Here is an 18,884-nt window from a genome sequence, read left to right as displayed (position 1 = left end):
TCGGACGCCGCCTGGCGAATATTTTCGATCGGGGCCGCTGGTGCCCCGTCAGCGACTGATTCTACCTCTCGTCCGGTGCCTCATCGCGACCGGCCTCGGGAGTGAGGAGAGGGAGCGCCTCAGGAGTATTCCTTGGTCTCGACGCCCTGGTACTTGCTGGGACACTTCACCAGCAGCTTGTCCGCCGCCAGCTCGTTGGTCGCTGCGTCGAACTGACCGATGGCGACGATGCTGATGGCATCCTCGAAGTTGGCCGGCTTGAGGCCGTCATAGCGCACCCGCAGGGTGTCGTCCGATTCCGGATCGAGGAGGGTGAATCGCAGGCTGCCGCCGGCCATGTCGTAGTCGATGTCGCTCTTGTCGAGACCTCCGGCGACCTGCACCACCCGTTCGGCGGTGCGCGCCTGCTCGTAGGACACGTAGGGGGTCAGGGTGTCCTTGAAGGAAGTCAGGGAGTAAGCCGCGAAGGTGACCAGCAGCATCGCGCCGACGAAGTAGGGGAGCTTGTTTTTCATCACGTGGTCTCCGGCTCGGTGGACGACCTAGGAGTCTTTCTCGAGGTCCCGCAGACGTTTTTGTAACCGCAGGACATAGAGGAAGATTCCCGTCCAGATGACGAGGTTGACGGCGACGATTCCAAGCTTGACGGTCAGGTCCATGAGTAGACTCTCCCTCCTATGGTACCGCGAAGGGTCGTCACACGGCCCGGCGGCGCTGCAGGGCGGTGAGTCGCACCTGCAGGCGCTGCAACCAGAAGAACAGGCCCATGAAGCCGATCCAGCTCGCCAGCATGACGAGGAGGACCGACGAGTCCATGTCGACGTTGCCTTCGGCATTGACGACCGGCTCCGGGTGCAGTGACACCATCAGCCGCGGCACGATCCAAAACAGGGACGGCGCCACCACCAGACCGAGGACCGCGTAACCGGCGGCGAGGCGCCGGCTGGTCTCGTGATCGGCGACGGCGCTGCGCAACGCCAGGTAGGCGGCGTAGAACAGCAGCACCAGAGCGATCGAGCCCTGACGGGGATCCCAGTTCCAGAACGCCCCCCACTCGAGCTTCGACCAGATGGCGCCGGTGGCGGTGGCGAGAATGCAGAACACGAAGCCGAGCTGGATCGCCGCCTCCGCCGCCCGGTCGAGGTGCTCACGACGGCGCACCAGATAGAGGCCGCTGAGAATTCCACCGAGGAAGAAGGCCGTGAAGGCGGTCCAGGCCATCGGCACGTGGAAGTACACGATGCGACTCGATTCGCCGTTGCCGACGAAGCCTTGCAGGGCAGGAGCCCAGAGGAAGGCGGCCACGATGGCCAGCGAGAGCCAGCTCCAGAGGAGCCAGGGAAGGAGTTTTCTCATGGATTCCACATCGGCGGGAAGAGCATGAATCCCGCGACGACGATGCTGCCATCGTACACGAGGAGATGGCTGAAAGATACCGCCGCCGGCTCTCCGCTAACGGCTTCTCGGGTGAGGGCGACGACGATCACCAACAGCGGAATCAGCACCGGGAAGAGGAGCACCGCGAAGAGGGTTCCGCGGCCCCGTGCCTGGGCGACCATGGCGGCGATCAGGGTGCTGGCGGCGGCCAGGCCGATGCCGCCGGCGGCCAAGGCGGCGATCAGCTTGAGGGGCGATTGCACCGGTAGCTGCATCATGGCGAGAAACAGCGGAGTGGTGATGATCTCGAGGGCGAGGATCAGGGCGCAGCCGTAGAAGAGCTTGCCGCAGAACAGGGCCGAAGGGGTGGCGGCCAGTCGCAGAGCGGTGGCGGTGTGGGTCTCCTCTTCGGCAACGAACAAGCGCGGCAGGCCGGCGGTGGCCGCGAACAGCAGGATGATCCAGAGCACCGCCGGCAGCACCACCGCGCCCAGCGGGGAGGCTCCCAGGGGGCCGAGAGAGAAGCTCACCAGCACCAGTGTCGAGAGGGCGAACAGGCCGAGGGTGTTGAGGGCGATGCGGCTGCGGAACTCGCTTCGCCAGTCCTTGACGAAGACCGCCGCCGCCTCACGCAGCCAGCTCGACATGACTCGCCACCCGTGGCAGATCGAGGGAAGAGGGGTTGGCGACCACCGCCATGCCGTGCTCGAGGTGCTCCTGAAGCAGCTCTCGGGCGGTCGCCCGGCCGGGCTCGTCGAGATTCTGGAAGGGCTCGTCGAGGAGCAGCAAACGCGGCCGATGGAGCAGCGCCCAGGCCCAGCGCAGGCGCTGCGTCATGCCCGAGGACAGGGCGCCAGCGGGTCGCTCGAAGGGCAGGCCGACGCGCTCCAGAAGCTCCCTGCCGCGCTGCGCGGGCACATCCCTCAGGCGGGCGAAGAAGGTGAGGTTCTCGAGCGTGCCGTGGGTCTCGTAGAAGGCCAGGTCTGGGGCCAGGTAGCCGACCCGGCGGCGGCGCTCGGCGGCGCCCAGCGTGTGGCCCCCGAGGCGCAGGCCGATCTCGCCGCGATCGACGGCGAGGAGCCCGGCCAGGCACTTGAGCAGGGTGCTCTTGCCGGAGCCGTTGCTGCCGGTGATCAGCAACACTTCGCCGGGCCGAACCCGGCCCGAGACACCGCGCAGCACCGGCAGACGGCCGAAGCGCCGATGCAGGTCGGTGAACTCGAGAAGGTCGGGAACCGCGGCCATGGTGGCGAGTGTACAAGCAAGCCGCGATCTCCTGACCGCCTTGACGCAGGGGGCGCGACTCACCTCATGGGGCGGGCTTTCCAGGACAGCGCGCTTGGAGGGGACCCCGAGCTCGCGATTCGCGGGCTGGAGAGGGCTCAGGCCCTGCTGGGCCGAGGTAGCGGCGCAGAATCGAACGCCAAGAATGCGCGGTCCGAGCCCACCGGGCGAGGCGGCGGCGAGAGCCGCCGAGGTCGGGGGTGCCCGGCTGAGGGGTGAGCCCGCACGACCTGTGCGTGCGGGCCGGGCCGCGTACGCGAGGGGGGCGCCTTTAGCCCTCCTGAGACAGCAGCCTGCTAGCATCGCCGCATGTTGCGAAACGCCCTCCCCCTGGCCTTTCTGCTGCTCACCGCGTGCGCCAGCACGGCGCCCTCTTCGTCGCCTTCGCCATCGTCCACCGGGGCGTCGCCCACCTCGACTCCGAGCCGTGCCGGCGAAGCCTCGCCGGAGCTCGAGGAACGGGCTCTGCTGGCGCTCCTCGCGGATCGCCGAATGGTCGAGCGCGTCACCCTCGAGCAGACCATGAAGGGTAGTCCGGGGCTGCGGCGCGAGCTCGCCGTCACGCTCGGACGGGTGGGCGATCGGCAGGCCCGCTTCGAGCTCCAGGAGCTGCTCTTCGACGATGCCCCGGAGGTGCGTCGGGCGGCGGCCTTCGCCCTTGGCGAGATGGGCGACGAGCGCGCCCGTCGGCCGTTGCTGCGGGCGGCGGCGGGAGAAGACTCGGCGACCGGGGGTCTCGCCGTCGAGGCCCTCGGCAAGCTCGGGACGGCGGTGATGGAGGTTTCCGAGGCCCTGGCCGCGCTGCCTGCCGAGGAGAGCTGGCGCCGCTTGCTGCCGCATCTCTTCCGCTTCGACGAAGCGGCGACGGTGACCCTGGCGGAGGAGGCCCTGGCGGTTTCCGATGGCGAGCTGCGCGGTCGAGCGGTGTACGCGCTGGCGCGCAATCCGCGGCCCGAGGCACTGCCCCGGCTGCGCACCTTGGTCGAGGCGGCGGACCCCTGGTCGCGGGCCCTGGTGGCCCGGGCCCTGGGCCGGATCGGTGAGCGCCAGGATCTCGCTCGTCTGCGTCCGCTGCTCGATGACCCGGAGCCGGGGCCGACGATCCAAGCTCTGGCGGCGGCCGCTCGCCTGCTCGAAGCGGGAACCGCGGCCGCCCCCGAAGGTTGGGTGCCGCGTCTTCGGGAGCTGCTCGACGACAGCCGCCCGCAGGTGCGCCTGGCGAGCCTGCCGGCGGCCGCCTACTGGCTCTTCGACGACACCATCTTCGAGTCCCTTCTGGGGCGTCTCGAAGACCCGCTCGAAGGCGGTGAGGCGCTGGTCGCCATCGCCCGCGGCGAGCACGGACGGGCGGCGGAGCTGGTCACCGCAGCGGCTGCCTCCCGCACCCTCTGGCGGCGGGCCGCGGCGGCTCGGGCGGCGGTCTTCCTGGACGATCCGGAGCTGCTCGATCGTCTGCTGCGGGACCCGCAACCGCGGGTTCGGGTGCGCGCCCTCGAGTCTTTTCTGGCGCGCGCCGTGGTGACTCCCGAAGCGGTCGCCGAACGGGTCGGCGAGATCCTGGCGCGCGATACCGATCCGGCGATGCGCTCGGTGGCCTTCGGCTGGGCCGTCGATCATCCTCTGATTCCCATCGAGGTTCTGGGGGAAGCGGCGGTTTTCGCCCTCGGCGACCGCAATATCGAGTCGAGTCTGGCGGCGGTGCGCGCCCTCGCCGCCCGCGGCGAGACCGAATCCCTCGACCGCGGCGCCGTGGTCGCTCTGCTCGAAAAGATGGCCGAGCTCTCGGACTTCACCGTTCGCCGCTCCGCCGGTCAGGCGCTCGCCGCCCTCGGTCGGCCGGCGCCGCCGACCGGCTCCGCCAAGGGCCTGGGGGACACCTTGGTCTACCGCGAGATCATCCAGCGCAGTGCCGCGGCGCGTTTCGTGCGCCTGCGCAGCGATGCCGGCGATCTGGTGCTGCGCCTCGATTGCCCGCAGGCACCGCGCACTTGCTTGAGCTTCCTCAGCTTGTCGGCCCAGGGCTTCTTCGATGGTCTGACCTTCCACCGGGTGGTGCCCGACTTCGTGGTCCAGGGGGGTGATCCGCGGGGTGATGGCTTTGGCGGGCCGGGTTTCACCCTGCGCGACGAGATCAATTCCCTGCGCTACGAGCGCGGTACCGTCGGCATGGCCCTCGCCGGGCCCGACACCGGCGGTAGCCAGTTCTTCATCGCCCTGTCGCGGCAGCCCCATCTCGACGGCGGCTACACCGTCTTCGGCCAGGTCGTGGACGGCGACGAGGTCTTGGACCTCATCCTGCCGGGCACGCGAATCCTCGGCATCGACGAGATCACCGGCGCAGACGTGCGGTAGGCTGGCGCCTTCGAACCTTCGGCGTTCGACAACGTACTTCATGACCAAGGGAGGGGTGCGCCCGCGCTGCTGGCCGTCTTTGGCCGGTCCGGCGTTGCCGGTTCAAGTGCCCGGATATCCCTGGCGACGACTTGCAACCTTCTTTCGCGATCGCACGTAGAAACCATGCAGCGAGGTACCGACCCCCGGAGTGACGAGGAAATCGTCGTTCTCGTTCTCGAAGGAGACGTCGAGGGGTTCGGTTCTTTGGTGGAGCGCTATCAGGGGCGCCTGGTCAACTACCTGTTCCGCCTGTTGCGGAACCTCGACGAGGCCCACGAAATGGCGCAAGAGGTCTTTTTCAAGGTCTACCAGGCGCTGGATCGGTTCGATTCGCGGTACCGCTTCTCGACGTGGTTGTTTCGGGTGGCGCAGAACGCCGCCATCGATCAGATTCGTCGGAGGCGACTCAAGCTGATTCCGATCCATCGTCAGGAAGAGTCGGAGGAAGAGAGCCGCGACTGGGATCTTCCCAGTCCCGACCGGGGCCCCTACCGGGACCTGCGGAATCGGGAGCGGGGAGACGCCATCCAGCAGGCCATCGATGGTTTGCCCTGGGAGTATCGCGAGCTGATCGTCCTACGGCACTACGGCGAGCTGTCCTACGAAGAGATCGCTCGGGCCAAAGAAATGCCTTTGGGAACGGTCAAGAACAAGCTGTTTCGGGGCCGTCAGATGTTGAAAGAGAAACTGGTCGAGTTCGTGGGGGATTGACGACCGGTGGCTCGGAGGAAGACGCGCATGGACATGATGGACTGTTCGACCTTTGAGGAGTGGATCGACCTCGAGCTCGAAGGGGCTCTACCGGCGGCCTCACGCCGGGGACTCGACGAGCACCTGGCGACCTGCGGTGGCTGCCGAGCGACTCGGCGGGAAATGCTACGCCTGCATTCGGTGCTGGCTGAAAGCCACGTCCCGGTGCATGCCGATTTCACCACCGCGGTGATGTCCAGTCTGCCCTCGGCGGGCTGGGAGGGCGCTAGCGTCAAGGCTTGGCGCTGGCCCGTCGCACTGCTGGTGGTCCTGGCCATCGGAGCTTCCGCCATCGTCGGCTCGAGCTCTGCTCGCCTGGCGCCGGACGCTCCCTTCCTCGGCGCCATCGCGGCGATCGCCGATCTCGCTCAGACCTCGGTGCTGACCGGCGCCGGCTTCCTCTCGGCCTCTTGGCAGGGGCTCGGGCTGGTGGTGGCCGAGATGCTCAGTACCTCGAAGGGTAATCTCCTGGCCTTCTCTGGCCTGGTGGTGGCGGTCAATCTCTTCCTCTTCGCCCTCCTTCGGCGGCGCCCAGCGCCGGTCGCAGGGCACGATTCCCGCTGAGCGGTGGCCGAGCCATCGCGGCGCGGCCGGCACGTGGCCGCTTGCTAGACTCACCGACGTGAAATCCGGCCTTCTCCTGCTGGCCCTGCTGATCTCCTTCGGGGCACCGTCACCGGTGGCTGCCGAGGCGGAGAGCAGTGCCGCCCTCATCCTGCACGAGGGCAGCGTGGCGCGGCGCCAGCTCGTCGCGCTCGGCCGCGACCTCGAAGTGCGTGGTGAGGCGCGGTCCGATGTCGCGGCCCTCGATGGCTCTGTCTTGGTGACCGGGCGGGTGGAAGGCGATGTCATCGTGCTCGGCGGAGGGGCGCGTCTCGACTCGACGGCGCGAGTCGCCGGCGATGTCTTCACCCTCGGGGGACCGATCGAGGCCGAGCCCGGCGCCGAGATCGGCGGCCGCTCGGTCTCCTATCCCACCGCCTCCGCCGCCTGGCTCACCCTGCTCGAGGGTCCGAGCATCGGACTGTCGCCCTTTTCCCCTCTGGTGCTCGGTGGCAAGCTGGCCCTGTTGACCGCCTGGCTCGCCCTGGTCCTGCTGTTCTTCAGCACTTCGGGCCGCCAGGTGATGGGCACCTCGCAGGTGATCCGGGTGGAACCCTTCCGCAATTTCTTCGTCGGCGTGGTGGGCATTCTGGCGCTGGTGTTGACCACCCTGTTGTTCAGCGCCTTCGCCGCCGCCCTGGTGGGAGTGCCCTTGCTGGTGTTGGTGGTGGTGCTGGCCCTGGTTCTCAAGCTCTGGGGCATGGTAGCGGTGTTTCATGCCCTCGGTTCTTGGATCGGACGCCGCATGGGTAACCGCCCGATGCGCGCCCTCAATGCCGCCACCCTCGGCCTGGTGGTGCTGGGAGTGATCAAGTTCATTCCCTATGTCGGCATCTGGGCCTGGTCGATCGCCACCTTCATCGGCGTCGGCGCCGCCCTCTCGACCAAATTCGGTCGCCGCGAGCCGTGGCTCGCCCCCGCTTAGGGACGCCTCAGAATCAGCAGCAGCGAGTCCTCGTAGCCGAGCTCCGTGTAGGGCTCGAGGGCGATCTCTTCGAGGGATTGCGGCAACAGCGAGCGCAGCGCTGCCTCGGAGTAGCGCAGGAAGAGGAGTCCGTCCTGGTGCTCTTCGGCGAAGCCCCCGTCGGGGTTGCGCCACAGGCTGTGGAGCAGAACTCCGCCCGGGCACAGGAGTTCGCCTTGCTTGGCGAGGGAGGCGGTGAGCTGGTCTCGGCTCAGGTGGTGGAGCACTTTGTTGCTGTAGATGGCGTCGAAGGGCTCGGTGAGGGGCAGGTGGCGGGCATCGAGCTGGAGCAGGGGAATTTCGGGGCGGCACGCGGCGACGTGCTCGAGGAAGGCTGGCGAGTGATCCGATCCGGTGACCTCGAAGGTCTCGGCGAGGATCTCGAGATCCTTGCCGAGACCGGTCCCGAGCTCGAGCACGCGGCTCCTCGCCGGAATCAAGGTCCGCAGCCGGTCGATCAGCTCCCGGCCATCGATACCGTCACTGATGGCGGCGTACTCGGCGATTCCCTCGGGGGTGTCGTAAAGGCTCATGGTTTCTCCGCCGGTGCCGTCCGTTGGCGCGACGCGCCCGGTCGCGCGGCATCATGACACCGGCGGAGGTCGGGGTCACTCTTCGTCGCCGGCGGCTTCCTTCGTCGCCTCGGCGGCCACCGGTGCGAGGATCCGGCCGTCGGCGCCGAGCTCCAGCTCGAGAGCGTCGGCGAGGAAGGCGAGCTGAGCACCCCAAGCGAGGCGGCGCGCCTGCGGCGAGGCTCCGACGCCGTGGCCGGCGTCCCGCGCCACCCGCAGGAGGATGGGATGGTGGTCGCAGCCCTGGGCCGCCTCAAGGGCGGCGACCAGCTTGTAGGCGTGGGCCGGCATGGCCACTTCGTCGCGCTCGCCGGCGATCACCAGGGTCGGCGGATAGCACGTACCCCGCCGCAGGTTGTGGATCGGCGAGTAGGCGAGCAGGGCGGCGCGGTCGGCGGGGTCGTCCGGCGAGCCGAACTCCTGCACCCAGCGCTTGCCGCCGGTGAACTCCGGAAAGCGCAGCATCTCGACGATCGGCACCGTCACCAGGGCGGCGGCGAAGAGCTTGGGACGCTGGACCAGGGCGGCGGCGGCGAGCACGCCGCTGGCGCTTCCGCCGTCGATGGCCAGCCTCTCCGGCCGCGTGTAGCCACCCTCGATCAGCCACTCGGCGGCGGCGATGAAGTCGTCGATGCTGGTTTGCTTCTGGCGTCCCTTGCCGGCGCGATGCCAGGGTTCGCCGTACTCGCCACCGCCCCGGATCCCCGGCAAGGCGTAGACCCCACCCATCTCGATCCACGCCATCACCTTGGGTTGGAACCATGGAAATGCCGACCATCCGAAGGCGCCGTAGCCGTACATCAGGAGCGGTCGTGGCTGGTCGAGGGAGAGCCCTTTGCGATGGGCCAGGAACATCGGGATGCGGGTGCCGTCGCGGCCCTTGTAGAAGACCTGGCGGAGCTCGAAGTCCTGCGGATCGAAGGCCAGGTCGGGGCTGCCAAAGGGCGTCGTGCGGCCGCTCTTCGGATCGAGCCGATAGGGCAGGTTGGGCATTGCGATGCTGTTGGCGCTGAAGAAGGCGGAGCGGTCGTGGCGGCGACCGCGGAAGCCGCTGAAGGTGATGGCGTTCTGGGGCAGGCTCTGGCGGTAGACCTGGCGCCCGTCGAGCTCGAAGGCGCGCAGCTGAGGCAGAGCGTCGATCACGTAGAGGGCGAGGAAGCGGTCGGCGACCAGATTGACCGAGGTGAGGGTGGCTTCGGCTTCGGGGATCAGCGTTCGCCATCTCTTGGAGTTGGGCTGGCGGCGGTCGACAGCCACCACCCGGGAGCGCGGTGCGGCGAGATCCGTCTGCACGAAGAAGGTGTCGCCGTCGTTGCCGAGATAGCGATAGGACGCCGCTTGCTCTCCGAGCATCCGGCTCGGCCCGTCGTTGGGCTTGGTGAGGTCGAGCAACAAGATCTCGCTGTTGCTCGAAGAGCCTTCGCTGGTCGTCAGGACCAAGAAGCGGTCGTCATCGTCGATGCGCAGTACCGAGGCCCAGCCGGGTCGCTCGAAGAGCGTCTTGTCTTGGCTCTTGCCCTGACCGAGGCGTAGAGAGCGGATGCTCTGGTCCGAGAGGGTCGTCGTCAGCTCGGTGCCCGCGGCGGGCTCGTCATAGGCGCCGTAGAAGAGGCCTTCGCCATCGGGATGCCAGACCAACGTGGCGGCGCGCAGGCCGCGCAGCTCTCTCGGCAGATCGCGACCGCTGGCGACGTCGCGAATGCGCCACCGGCTCCAGCTCGAGCCGACCTCCGCCAGGCCGTAGGCGACGCGTCGGCCGTTCGGGCTCGGCACCCAGCCGGTCAGCCGGCGCTCGGGGCCGGCGAATCGGGTGGGGTCGACCAACAGGCGCTCGCCCTGCGGGTCGGAGACGTAGAGGGCGATCGCAGGGTCGGACCAGCGGCCGCGGGTGTAGAAGGTCTTGCCGCCTCGCTCGACCGGCGGGCCGAGGCTTTCGTGGTCGCTGATCTCGCCGATGCGTCGAGCCAGCGCCTGGTAGCCGTCCAGCCCTTCGACGAGGGCGCGCGAGCGCTCGTCCCGCAGATCGACCCAGCCCTTGACCCGGTCCGAGTCCACCGCCTCGAGCCAGCGGTGAGGGTCTTCCTGGGCCCCGAGGCCGGGGCTCGACAGGGCGATGATCAGCAGGCCGAGGGTCGATCCTCGGCCGAGAAGGGATCGGCCGATCCGGGTGGCGGCTTGCCGGCGCCACGGGCGGCGGTTGCCATGTCCTGCGATGGGCCGGGGTCGAGGGGCCTGGGTTCGAGGGGCCATGGAGTGTCTCCTTGGGTCGGTCATCGGGCAGCCTCGGAAGGCCTGGTGAGAGCTCACGATGGATTGATCTCCGGTCCCACTCAAGCAACCTGCGGTGAATTTCCGGCGAAACGAATCTTAAGGCGCAAGGTGTTGAAAACAGTGCTTTCCTAGTCTTCCGTTAATCGCCTCCGAGAAGGCCTTTCGGGGCCGCCGTTGCTACACTTTCGAGGTGGACGAGAGCACGCGACTTCGCTTTGGTGTCTTCGACCTCGACGCCCGCTCCGGGGAGCTGAGGCGGCGTGGACTGAGGGTGCGGCTGCACGAAAAGCCACTGCGCGTCTTGCTCGCTTTGCTCGAACGGCCGGGGGAGCTGGTGGAGCGCGAGGAGCTCCACCGGCGGTTGTGGCCGGACAACACCTTCGTCGACTTCGACAACAACCTCAACGCCGCCGTCAAGAAGCTGCGCGATGCCCTCGGGGACGCCGCCGAGAGCCCGCGGTTCGTCGAGACGGTGCCGCGTCGCGGGTATCGCTTCGTGGCGCCGGTGAGACGTTCCGGGGAGGGCGCGCGCAGGCTTTGGCGGCGCTGGACCTGGGGAGGGACGGCGTTGCTGGCGGCGGCCGCCGTCTTCGCCTTCGGCTGGGCTCTGGGGCGCGGCCAGTCGGCCAGCGGCCCGCCCTCCGCATCGGTCCCGGAGGGGCGCCGTCTTCTGGTCGTTCTGCCCTTTGACAACCTCGATCCGGATCCCGGTCAGGAGTACTTCGCCGACAGCTTGACGGAGGAGATGATCACCCACCTCGGCCGGCTTGCACCGCAGCACCTGGGGGTGATCTCGCGAGTCTCCGCCATGACCTACAAGGGCGCTTCCAAGACGGTGGCGGAGATCGCCGACGAGCTCGCCGTAGGCTACGTCCTCGAGGGCAGCGTTCGGCGCTCCGACGATCGCTTGCGGGTGACAGCGCAGCTGATCGAGACGGCTGGCCAGACCCACCTCTGGGCGGAGACCTATGACCGTCCTTTCGGCGATGTGCTGGCAGTCCAGGAAGAGGTTTCGGCGCGGGTGGCGGACGCCCTGGCGCTCCAGCTTGTGCCGACCGTGGCCGGCCAGCGCTCCACCGATCCCGCCGCCTACGAGGCTTTCCTGCGCGGCCGATTCGAGTGGAATCGCTTCTCAGAGGAAGGCTATCGCCGGGCGATCGCGGCGTTTGGCGAAGCGGTCGAGCGGGATCCTGCCTTCGCCGCCGCCTGGACAGCTCTCGCCGATGCCTGGAACCTGCGGGCCTTCGGCGGTGAAGTGAGCGTCGTCGACGCCTTCCGGGAGGCCCGAGGAGCGGCTGATCGGGCCCTCGAGCTCGAGCCCGGATTGGGGCCGGCGTGGGCCTCGCGGGCCTTCGCCCGCCTCTACGCCGACTTCGATGCCGAAGGCGCGGCCACCGACTTCGCGCGTGCCGTCGAGCTCGCTCCCAATGCCGCCATGACTTACCACTGGCAAGCCGGTGCCTTGTCGGTCCTGGGGCGCCACGACGAGGCGATCGCGGCCGTGCGCCGTTCCCTCGAGCTCGATCCGGTGTCCTTGAGCGTGATGTCCGATCTCGGCTGGTACTTGCTCTTTGCCGATCGCCCCGAGGAAGGCCTCGACGAGTGCCGCCGCACCCTCGAGCGCGATCCCGCCTACGGCTGGGCAAAGACTTGCGTGCGGGTCGCTCTTCTCATGCTCGGGGATGTCGAGGGGGTGGTCGATGCGGCGCGCCGCGAGCGTGATCCGCAAGCCGCGCTCTTGCCACCGGAGCCATCGGCAGCGCTGGCGGCTCTCCAGCGCGAGGCTCTGACCGGAGACCAGGCCACCGACCCGTTCTATCGCGCCACCCTGTGGGCCGGTCTGGGCGACAGCGATCGTGCCTTCGCCGAGCTCGAGCGTGCGGCCGCGAAGGGCGACCCCTGGCTCGTCTTCCTGCACCTCGATCCGCGCCTCGATGCACTCCATGGGGATCCTCGCTTCGAGGCCTTGGGTCGGTCCCGATCGCCTCAGCTCACGCCGGAAACCTCGCCGCCACGGAGTTGATCCCGCGCGAGTCCAGAATCTCACCATCCATCTTTTCGCGCACCGCAACCACCATGGCCTGGCCGACCTCCGCGTTCGAGGTGGCCCCACCCAAGATTCGGAACATTGGCGACAGCGGAGTGAGCAAGGCATAGGCGAAGCGGTAGAGCTTGCCGCGGACCTGCGCCCCATGGAGGCCGCGGATATAGGCTGGCCGAAACACCACCACGCCAGCGAAACCGAGCGCTTGCAAATCGTCCTCGGCGCGTTTCTTCACCCGTGCCCACATCGCCTTGCCGTCCGCGCCCGAGCCGGACAGGAAACAGAACCGCGCCTCGGGGTTCTGCTCGAGCAAGGTGCGCGCCGCGTGCATGGTCAAGCTGTAGGTGATCTGAGTGTAGGTCGCCTCGTCCAGGCCCTGCGACGAGATGCCGAGGCACCAGAAGCACGCATCGACCTCTGCCAGATGGTCGGCGATGCTCGACAGATCACCCATGTCGTCAACGACCAGCTCGGTCAACTTGGCGTGCTCGGTGCCGGTGGGGCGCCGCCCGAGGGTTGTGACTGCGCTCACGTCGGGGGCGTTCAGGGCCTCGGCCAACACGCCTTGGCCGACGAATCCGGTTGCCCCGGAGATCAGTACATGCATTGCTCAGCTCCCTGGATGTGTTGGTTGAGTGATCTCGGTGAGGACGTTGTCTTTCTGAATCGAGGGGCCGTGGTGGGAGGGCGCCTGGCTCAGAAGCTCGTTCCCAGGAGCTGATTCGAGAGCTCCCAGAGACCGGCGGCGCCCTTCTCGTCGTAGGCGTGGGGCAGGTAGCCGCCTTGCCCGAAGTCGTCGCTCTCGGCCGGTTTCGAGATCTGGCAGTCTTCGAGGTAGAGGCCGCTCTTGCCGTTCAAGCTGGCGCTGGTCGCCGCCCAGCAGGTGGTCGCCGCACCCTGCGGAATGGTCTTGAAGAGATGCCCGTAGTCCTCGAACATCTTCTCGATCGCACCCAAGATGGACGGGTCCAAGTTCCTGTCCAGCTCGGTCTCGATGCCGCCGGGATGAACGGCGAAGCTGGACACTCCATGCTCCGCCCAGCGGCGGCTGAGCTCGAGGGAGAACCAGATGTTTGCGGTCTTCGATTGACCATAGGCTGCCATCGGATCGTAAGGGCGACGCTCGTAATTGGGATCGTCGAGGTCCACCGGAGAGAACCAGTGTCCGGCCGAAGACAGGTTGATCACCCTCGCGGAACCGGCCCCCTGGAGCGCCGGACCGAGGAGGTTGGTCAACAGGAAGTGACCCAGGTGGTTGGTGGCGAACTGGCTTTCCCAACCCTCGGCGGTGCGGGTGAGCGGCGGTGCCATGATGCCGGCGTTGTTGATCAGCAGATCGAGAGTGTCGTGGCTGGCGAGCCAGGTTTCGGCAAAGGACCGCACGGTCGAGGGTTTGTCCAGCTCCAGCGTTGCGGTCTCCGGCGTCCGTCCGGTTGCCGTGTGGATCTCTTCGGCGACGCGATTCAGCTTCTCGCTCGAGCGGGCCACGAGCGTCAAGTCGGCGCCGTGGATTGCCATCGCTCGGGCCGTTTCGGCCCCTAGGCCGGTCGATGCACCGGTGATGATCACGGTCTTGCCGGTCAGGTCGACGCCGCTGAGTACGTCTTCGGTGGTGGAAGTACGATCAAAAGTCATGTCCGTGTCTCCTTGGTCTCCGAGCCTTCAACTCTTGGATGGCGACTGGCTCGTGTTTGCAAGAGATACAGTATGGGCTCATATTGATGAGAACTAGACATCTATCGATCGATTTTTTGCCTATTTGCCTCGGTGACATTGAAATGGGTGGAATCTCGATAGACAATACCCCTCATGACGACCGAAGCGATCCGGCGACTCGTCGCCCGCCATGCTCCGACCGATGGAACCCACCCCACCCAGATGGAGGGCATCCAGCTCTTCAGGCTCACCCGGCCCGTGGCGTGCCTGCCGGCGGTGTATTCGCCGAGCGTCTGTGTCGTCGTCCAGGGCAGCAAGCGGGCGTACCTCGGAGAGGCCGTTCACGTTTACAGTCCAGGTCACTACCTCTGCGCCACCATGCCGATGCCTGTGCAGGCAGAGGCGCCGGTCGCCTCGCCGGACAAGCCTCTGCTGGGTCTGCTCGTCAGCTTGGAGACGAGATCTTTGGCCGAGACCGTCGTCGAGTTCGAGACCGCCTCCGTCCCTTTGCCTCAACGAAGGTCCGCGGAGGTCGTCCCGGGCTTGGCCGTCGTCCGATGGGACGATGCCTTCAGCTCGGCTCTGCAGCGGATGCTCGAGCTCCTGGAGGACCCTCTCGCGCTTCGAGTGCTCGGCCCGGGTCGGCTGCGAGAGTTCTTCTTCGCGGTACTTCTCGGAGAGGCCGGGCCGTCGATCCGCAGGACCTTTGGGACCTCCCATGGCCTGTCCCGCGTCATGAGTTATCTGCGCGAGAATCTCGACCGGTCCCTGTCGGTCAATGAGCTGGCCCAACGAGCTGGAATGAGCCGGGCGGTTTTCGACCGCCGCTTTCGAGAGGCGACCACCTTCTCGCCACTCCAGTTCATCAAGAAACTACGACTGAACGAGGCGGCGATGCAGATCGCTCAAGGGGCCAACATCGGTGAGGCAGCTGGCAGTGTGGGGTACAGCAGCTTCTCCCAGTTCAGCCGTGAGTTTCGCCACCACTACGGGGAAGCTCCTCGAGCTTGGGGAAGGCTGGCCCGGACGAGCACCACCGACACCCAGCTCTCGGCTCTGTAGGCGCTCAACAGGCCATCGCTACGCTAGAGGATCGCGGAAAAGCGGTCACAATGCCGCTTTCGGAGTGAGATCGCCCTGCGGTTGACCCTCTGGGTCCCTTCCCATAGGCTGGCGCCTCGCCGCCTTCTGCGGCCCAGGGAGATTTCTATGTCGAGCGATTTTTCGGACTTTTCCGTCGGCGTCGTGGGTGCCGGCACGATGGGGCACGGCATCGCCCAGGTGGCGGCCGCCAGCGGCTTCGCCGTGACCCTCGTCGATGTGATTCCGGAGGCCCTCGAGCGCGGCGTTGGTGCGATCGAGAAGAGCCTCGGGAAGCTGGTGGCGAAGGAGCGCCTGACGGAGGCCGATCGCGAGGCCACCCTCGGGCGCTTGCAGACCGCCGCGAGCCTCGACGCCCTCGCCGATGCCGACCTGGTGGTGGAAGCCATCGTCGAGCGTTTCGAGGTCAAGAAGCAGGTCTTTGCCGAGCTCGACGGCCTGTGCTCGCCGCGCACCATCCTGTCCTCCAACACCAGCTCGATCTCGATCACCAAGCTGGCGGCCTGCACCTCGCGGCCGGAGAAGGTCATCGGCATGCACTTCATGAACCCGGTGCCGCTGATGAAGCTGGTCGAGGTGATCCGCGGTCTGTCGACGGACCAGGCGACCTACGACACCGTCGAGGCGGCCTCACGGCAGATGGGCAAGATCCCGGTCGAGGTGCACGACGCTCCGGGGTTCGTCTCCAATCGGGTGCTGATGCCGATGATCAACGAGGCCATCTTCTCGCTCTGGGAAGGGGTCGGCACCGCCGAGGCGATCGATCAGGTCATGAAGCTCGGCATGAACCATCCAATGGGTCCCCTCGCCCTCGCCGACCTCATTGGCCTCGACGTCTGTCTCGACATTCTGCGCGTGCTGCAGGATGGCTTCGGCGATCCCAAGTACCGTCCCTGTCCTCTGCTGGTGAAGATGGTCGATGCCGGCCATCTCGGCCGCAAGAGCGGTCGCGGCTTCTACGACTACGGATAATCCTTGGCCGGTGAGCTGCGGGGCTCCGTCTACTGCCAGGCGTGCGGTGCCTCCAACGCCGACGAACAGGAGTTCTGCGAGCGCTGCCACCAGAAGCTGCTGGTGCTGTCGGGTCCGGCGTCGCAGGAAGACTCGCTTTTCGAGGAGGACGCCGAGGAGAGCTTCTCCTTCGACGAGCATCTTCTGGAGCGCATTTCGATTCTCGAAGAGGCGGTGCGCCGCACCGCCGATTCGGTGCGCCAGCTCTACGGCGTCATGCACAAGCAGGAGCGCGGTCTGCTGGTCCAGCAGACCGGTCTGTCGGCGCTGCGCGAGCTGCTCGAGCGCAAGGGCACCCTGGCTCCGGACGAGTGGACGGACCTGTGGGAGTCGAAGATGGACTTCCAGCTCCTCGCTCTCGAGAAGAAGGAGCGCTTTCAGGCCGTCCGGGAGCGCATTGCGGCGCTCTACCGCGGCGACCGCCGGGCCGAGTTCACGGCCTACCTGGACGAGGTCGAGGACGCGCTGACGGTTTCCGACCTGGCGCGGGCGACGGAGCTCCTCGAGGCAGCCCATCGCCTCGATGGTCGCAACTCCGAGCTCGCCTTCTTCCTCGGCGAGACCTCCTTCAACGAGGGCGATTCGTCGCGCGCGCTGATCTACTTCGGGCGGGTGCTCGAGGTCGAGCCGGATCACTACGAAGGTCTGGTGTACAGCGGGGTCATCCTGCACGAGATGGGCGATCACGCCCGCGCCGAGGAGCTGTTGCGTCGAGCGGTGGCTCTCTACTCGGAGGCTTTTCTGCCCAATTTCAGCCTCGGGGCGGTGATCGCGGCGCAGGGCAACCTGGCGCGGGCGGTGGTCTTCCTCGAGCGCGCCGTCGAGATCGAGAGCGTGCCCCAGGCCCACTACCTTCACGGTAGCTGCCTCTACGAGATGGGCAAGCTGACGCCAGCGATCCGCCAGCTTCAGGAGGCGGTGCGGCTCGACCCTTCCTTCGAAGAAGCCCACCACCTGCTCGGCCTGGCGTACCTCGATCGGCGCTGGAATCGCAAGGCTCTGGCGGCTTTTCGCGAGGCTCAGCGGCTCAATCCGAATCGCCTGCGCTACCAGGATCTGGTGCGCTACCTGTCGGGACCGGCCGGAGCGCCCTTGCCGCGAGTCGAGGGCCGAGCCGCCGAGTGGATGGCGCGCGGCGAGGAGCTGCTCGACGCCGACCGGCCGACCAAGGCCCTGTCCTGCTATCGCGAGGCCCTCGAGCTCGAGCCCGACAACCCGACGCTGCTGATGTCCTACGCCCTGCTGTGCCTGCAGCTCGACCGGGACCGCGAGACCGAGTCGGTGACCCGCAAGCTGCTCGCCCTCGAGACCGACGAGATGCTCAATGCCACCGCCTGCGCTGCCCTGATCGGTGCGCTGCGCAGCCAGGGTCGCCTGCGCGAGGGCCATCGGCTGGGCCAGAAACTCCTCGAGGACAGCGCCAGCCGCTTCACCAAGACCATCGCCTACTACGAGATGGCCTACAACCTGGCCGAGATGGAAGCGGAGCTCGACCAGGCCCTCGACTACGCTCGCCGTTCCCTCGATCTGGCGCCCGATGAGCTGCAGCAGTTTCCTCTCGCCGCCCTCGGTTGGGTGCACTACAAGCGTGGCGACTTCGTTCGCGCGGTGGATTTTCTGGCGCGTTCCGGTGAGCTCGGGCCCTCGGCGACGACCTTCACCCATCTCGGGATGGCCCTGCTCGCCTCCGGTCAGGAGGAGAAGGCGCGCACCGCCTTGGCGCGGGCCCGTCAGCTCGACGGCCGTGGCGATGGCCTGGAACAGAAGATGATGGACTGCATGCGGGACTCGACTCGGCTGCTCGAGCGAGTTCGTCGCCGAGAGAAGAAGTAGGTCAGGAGAAAAAGACCATGCGTTGGAGTCGCTATTACCTGTACACCACTCGCGAAGTTCCCGCCGATGCGGAAGTCGTCAGCCATCGGCTGATGATGCGGGCCGGCATGATCAAGAAGGTCGCCGCCGGCATTTACACCAACCTGCCTTTCGGATGGCGCAGCTTCTCGAAGCTGATGACCATCGTGCGTCGCGAGCTCGACGCCTGCGGCGCTGTCGAGCTCTCTATGCCGGCGGTGCAGCCGGCGGAGCTGTGGCGCGAGTCCGGCCGCTGGCAGCGCTACGGCAAGGAGCTGCTGCGCATGAATGACCGCCACGGTCGCGAGTTCTGCTTCGGGCCGACCCACGAAGAGGTGATCACCGACACGGTTCGGCGCGATGTGCGCAGCTACCGCCAGCTGCCCCTCAGCCTCTACCAGATCCAGACCAAGTTTCGCGATGAGATCCGACCGCGCTTCGGCCTGATGCGGGGCCGCGAGTTTCTGATGAAGGACGCCTATTCGTTCCACGCCTCCGCCGACAGCCTGGACGAGACCTATCAGCAACTGCGCGACGGATACTCGCGCATCTTCGAGGCCTGTGGTCTCGACTACACCGTTGTCGAGGCCGACACCGGTGCCATCGGTGGCTCCGACTCGCACGAGTTCATGGTGGTGGCCGACACCGGCGAGAGCGAAGTGGTGCGCTGCCCTGACTGCGGATACGGCGCCAACGTCGAGAAGGCCGAGACCCTCCCTCTGGAGGCACCGTCGGCGGTCGAGGGCGACCTCGAGGTCGTCGAGACGCCGGGCAAGAAGACCGTCGACGAGGTCACCGAGTTTCTCGGTGTCGACACCAGCCGCCTGGTCAAGACTCTGATCTACGAATCGGACAAGGGTTTCTGCGCCGTCGCCATTCGAGGCGACCGCGAGGTCAACGAGGTCAAGCTCGGCAATTTCCTCGATGCTCAGTTCCTGGTGCTGGCCAGTGATGAAAAGGTCGCCGCGGCGATCGGGGCGCCGGTGGGTTTCGCCGGCCCCGTCGG

Annotated in this window: 18 protein-coding genes; 9 read left to right on the top strand and 9 right to left on the bottom strand. The window is 67.2% G+C overall.

What is annotated here, in order from left to right; all coding sequences use genetic code 11:
• Window positions 1-119: 119 nt before the first annotated feature.
• From AAF604_12500 to AAF604_12480, 5 genes are read right to left on the bottom strand one after another with little or no spacing between them, the layout of a single operon-like run.
• Entirely contained in the window at window positions 120-515 is a 396-nt protein-coding gene (locus tag AAF604_12500; GenBank protein ID MEM7050477.1) for a cytochrome c maturation protein CcmE, read from the bottom strand.
• 27 nt (window positions 516-542) lie between these two features.
• A complete protein-coding gene (locus AAF604_12495) occupies window positions 543-659 on the bottom strand; it encodes a CcmD family protein (GenBank protein MEM7050476.1) in 117 nt (38 codons plus the stop codon).
• Between the two features lie 37 nt (window positions 660-696).
• Entirely contained in the window at window positions 697-1,356 is a 660-nt protein-coding gene (gene ccsA, locus AAF604_12490) for a cytochrome c biogenesis protein CcsA (protein ID MEM7050475.1), read from the bottom strand.
• Window positions 1,353-2,024, bottom strand: coding sequence for a heme exporter protein CcmB (locus tag AAF604_12485; GenBank protein ID MEM7050474.1), 672 nt, complete (start codon window positions 2,022-2,024; stop codon window positions 1,353-1,355). Before AAF604_12485 ends, ccsA begins: the two co-directional genes overlap by 4 nt.
• Window positions 2,005-2,622: an ATP-binding cassette domain-containing protein gene (locus tag AAF604_12480; GenBank protein ID MEM7050473.1), complete on the bottom strand. Its 618-nt coding sequence runs from the start codon at window positions 2,620-2,622 to the stop codon at window positions 2,005-2,007. The genes AAF604_12485 and AAF604_12480 overlap by 20 nt, the downstream gene beginning before the upstream one ends.
• Window positions 2,623-2,970: 348 nt before the next feature.
• On the opposite strand from AAF604_12480, the gene AAF604_12475 reads away from it, so the two are divergent.
• The 4 genes from AAF604_12475 to AAF604_12460 all read left to right on the top strand — a co-directional run bounded on the left by AAF604_12475 (window position 2,971) and on the right by AAF604_12460 (window position 7,333).
• Window positions 2,971-5,013: a peptidylprolyl isomerase gene (locus AAF604_12475; protein ID MEM7050472.1), complete on the top strand. Its 2,043-nt coding sequence runs from the start codon at window positions 2,971-2,973 to the stop codon at window positions 5,011-5,013.
• A gap of 165 nt (window positions 5,014-5,178) precedes the next feature.
• Window positions 5,179-5,766, top strand: coding sequence for a sigma-70 family RNA polymerase sigma factor (locus tag AAF604_12470; protein ID MEM7050471.1), 588 nt, complete (start codon window positions 5,179-5,181; stop codon window positions 5,764-5,766).
• A gap of 33 nt (window positions 5,767-5,799) precedes the next feature.
• Complete coding sequence (locus tag AAF604_12465; protein MEM7050470.1) at window positions 5,800-6,369, top strand: zf-HC2 domain-containing protein; 570 nt, start codon at window positions 5,800-5,802, stop codon at window positions 6,367-6,369.
• Between the two features lie 58 nt (window positions 6,370-6,427).
• Complete coding sequence (locus tag AAF604_12460; GenBank protein MEM7050469.1) at window positions 6,428-7,333, top strand: polymer-forming cytoskeletal protein; 906 nt, start codon at window positions 6,428-6,430, stop codon at window positions 7,331-7,333.
• On the opposite strand, the gene AAF604_12455 is transcribed toward AAF604_12460, so the two are convergent.
• Both AAF604_12455 and AAF604_12450 read right to left on the bottom strand, forming a co-directional pair.
• Window positions 7,330-7,905 (bottom strand): class I SAM-dependent methyltransferase, encoded by a 576-nt coding sequence (locus tag AAF604_12455; GenBank protein ID MEM7050468.1) that lies wholly within the window; start codon window positions 7,903-7,905, stop codon window positions 7,330-7,332. The two genes, AAF604_12460 and AAF604_12455, sit on opposite strands and share 4 nt — an antisense overlap.
• 75 nt (window positions 7,906-7,980) lie before the next feature.
• Window positions 7,981-10,194: a prolyl oligopeptidase family serine peptidase gene (locus AAF604_12450; GenBank protein ID MEM7050467.1), complete on the bottom strand. Its 2,214-nt coding sequence runs from the start codon at window positions 10,192-10,194 to the stop codon at window positions 7,981-7,983.
• A 211-nt stretch (window positions 10,195-10,405) separates the two neighbouring features.
• Between AAF604_12450 and AAF604_12445 the strand changes: the two genes are divergently transcribed.
• Entirely contained in the window at window positions 10,406-12,238 is a 1,833-nt protein-coding gene (locus AAF604_12445; protein ID MEM7050466.1) for a winged helix-turn-helix domain-containing protein, read from the top strand.
• Here AAF604_12445 and AAF604_12440 read toward each other — a convergent pair.
• Both AAF604_12440 and AAF604_12435 read right to left on the bottom strand, forming a co-directional pair.
• Window positions 12,207-12,866, bottom strand: coding sequence for an NAD(P)H-binding protein (locus tag AAF604_12440; protein MEM7050465.1), 660 nt, complete (start codon window positions 12,864-12,866; stop codon window positions 12,207-12,209). The two genes, AAF604_12445 and AAF604_12440, sit on opposite strands and share 32 nt — an antisense overlap.
• Window positions 12,867-12,955: 89 nt before the next feature.
• Window positions 12,956-13,894, bottom strand: coding sequence for an SDR family NAD(P)-dependent oxidoreductase (locus tag AAF604_12435; protein MEM7050464.1), 939 nt, complete (start codon window positions 13,892-13,894; stop codon window positions 12,956-12,958).
• 174 nt (window positions 13,895-14,068) lie between these two features.
• Between AAF604_12435 and AAF604_12430 the strand changes: the two genes are divergently transcribed.
• The 4 genes from AAF604_12430 to proS form a co-directional block, all read left to right on the top strand.
• Complete coding sequence (locus AAF604_12430; GenBank protein ID MEM7050463.1) at window positions 14,069-14,977, top strand: AraC family transcriptional regulator; 909 nt, start codon at window positions 14,069-14,071, stop codon at window positions 14,975-14,977.
• A gap of 147 nt (window positions 14,978-15,124) precedes the next feature.
• Complete coding sequence (locus tag AAF604_12425) at window positions 15,125-15,988, top strand: 3-hydroxybutyryl-CoA dehydrogenase (GenBank protein ID MEM7050462.1); 864 nt, start codon at window positions 15,125-15,127, stop codon at window positions 15,986-15,988.
• Window positions 15,989-15,991: 3 nt separating this feature from the next.
• A complete protein-coding gene (locus AAF604_12420) occupies window positions 15,992-17,860 on the top strand; it encodes a tetratricopeptide repeat protein (GenBank protein ID MEM7050461.1) in 1,869 nt (622 codons plus the stop codon).
• A 17-nt stretch (window positions 17,861-17,877) separates the two neighbouring features.
• Window positions 17,878-18,884: proline--tRNA ligase (gene proS, locus AAF604_12415; GenBank protein MEM7050460.1), on the top strand; the 1,007-nt coding region annotated here is incomplete at its 3' end.

This window comes from Acidobacteriota bacterium, assembly GCA_039028635.1.
In the GTDB taxonomy this organism is placed as follows: domain Bacteria; phylum Acidobacteriota; class Thermoanaerobaculia; order Multivoradales; family JBCCEF01; genus JBCCEF01.
The sequence above is the reverse complement of the archived record's forward strand: the minus strand, read 5'-3'. Positions and strand labels throughout refer to the sequence as shown.

Coding starts and splice junctions, on each gene's coding strand:
- AAF604_12500 (MEM7050477.1), bottom strand. CDS start 515: ATGAAAAACAAGCTCCCCTACTTCGTCGGCGCGATGCTGCTGGTCACC.
- AAF604_12495 (MEM7050476.1), bottom strand. CDS start 659: ATGGACCTGACCGTCAAGCTTGGAATCGTCGCCGTCAACCTCGTCATC.
- ccsA (MEM7050475.1), bottom strand. CDS start 1,356: ATGAGAAAACTCCTTCCCTGGCTCCTCTGGAGCTGGCTCTCGCTGGCC.
- AAF604_12485 (MEM7050474.1), bottom strand. CDS start 2,024: ATGTCGAGCTGGCTGCGTGAGGCGGCGGCGGTCTTCGTCAAGGACTGG.
- AAF604_12480 (MEM7050473.1), bottom strand. CDS start 2,622: ATGGCCGCGGTTCCCGACCTTCTCGAGTTCACCGACCTGCATCGGCGC.
- AAF604_12475 (MEM7050472.1), top strand. CDS start 2,971: ATGTTGCGAAACGCCCTCCCCCTGGCCTTTCTGCTGCTCACCGCGTGC.
- AAF604_12470 (MEM7050471.1), top strand. CDS start 5,179: ATGCAGCGAGGTACCGACCCCCGGAGTGACGAGGAAATCGTCGTTCTC.
- AAF604_12465 (MEM7050470.1), top strand. CDS start 5,800: ATGATGGACTGTTCGACCTTTGAGGAGTGGATCGACCTCGAGCTCGAA.
- AAF604_12455 (MEM7050468.1), bottom strand. CDS start 7,905: ATGAGCCTTTACGACACCCCCGAGGGAATCGCCGAGTACGCCGCCATC.
- AAF604_12450 (MEM7050467.1), bottom strand. CDS start 10,194: ATGGCCCCTCGAACCCAGGCCCCTCGACCCCGGCCCATCGCAGGACAT.
- AAF604_12440 (MEM7050465.1), bottom strand. CDS start 12,866: ATGCATGTACTGATCTCCGGGGCAACCGGATTCGTCGGCCAAGGCGTG.
- AAF604_12435 (MEM7050464.1), bottom strand. CDS start 13,894: ATGACTTTTGATCGTACTTCCACCACCGAAGACGTACTCAGCGGCGTC.
- AAF604_12430 (MEM7050463.1), top strand. CDS start 14,069: ATGACGACCGAAGCGATCCGGCGACTCGTCGCCCGCCATGCTCCGACC.
- AAF604_12425 (MEM7050462.1), top strand. CDS start 15,125: ATGTCGAGCGATTTTTCGGACTTTTCCGTCGGCGTCGTGGGTGCCGGC.